This window comes from Candidatus Methanoprimaticola sp. MG2 (genome assembly GCF_047501175.1).
Taxonomy (GTDB): domain Archaea; phylum Thermoplasmatota; class Thermoplasmata; order Methanomassiliicoccales; family Methanomethylophilaceae; genus Methanoprimaticola.
The window spans coordinates 1-526 of record NZ_JBEQWH010000032.1; the positions used below are offsets into that span (position 1 = coordinate 1).

The 526-nt window shown below is 50.2% G+C and carries 2 protein-coding genes; both read left to right on the top strand.

Annotation, left to right across the window (positions count from 1 at the left end; translation table 11 throughout):
- Nucleotides 1-114 precede the first annotated feature (114 nt).
- Nucleotides 115-288 carry a hypothetical protein gene (locus V5D86_RS09600; RefSeq protein WP_414596467.1) on the top strand — a complete coding sequence of 58 codons (174 nt, stop codon included), beginning with the start codon at nt 115-117 and terminating at the stop codon, nt 286-288.
- 5 nt (nt 289-293) lie between these two features.
- Nucleotides 294-526, top strand: a 233-nt coding sequence (locus V5D86_RS09605) for a hypothetical protein (protein ID WP_414596468.1), incomplete at its 3' end; no start/stop codon positions are given.

Sequence of the window (526 nt, forward strand, 5' to 3'; positions counted from 1 at the left end):
CTTGTCATCGGACATCCCGGAGCGGATGTCAAGAGACCGACCCTGCCTGCCGGGTTCAATGACAGGCAATCCGTCCAATCTCTTCTATTCTGATTCGGACGGGGAGTTATCATCATGTCGTCTAGACCGTCAGGATACAAGGGATTCTGGAACTCCAAGCTTTCGGCTCAGGAGAACAGGATCATAAATGACAGGATCAAACAGTCCTGGAAGAACGGGAGGGAGAGTGGCCGTAAGGCCGCGTTCGCATCCCTCTATAGTAGAGGGATTCTCAAATCGTCAAGGTGAATTCCATGTCTAACAATGCATTGTTCGCCTCTTTCGCAGTCTTCGCGGTCATCGCCGCAGGGATCTGTGGGATGGCCATCATCTCCGAGGAATCGGAAGCTGAAGTTTCCATTTCTCAAGGGACATTTCCGGATTCGGAATATCCTGTGAATTCTGCCAGTACATACTACATTCTCGAGTTGCATCCTGCCATAAGTGCTAGTTACCAATCCCTTTCCAAGATCATACTCGGAAGGAG

Excerpts from the sequence above, each read along its gene's own strand:
- V5D86_RS09600 (WP_414596467.1), top strand. The coding sequence starts at position 115 with ATGTCGTCTAGACCGTCAGGATACAAGGGATTCTGGAACTCCAAGCTT.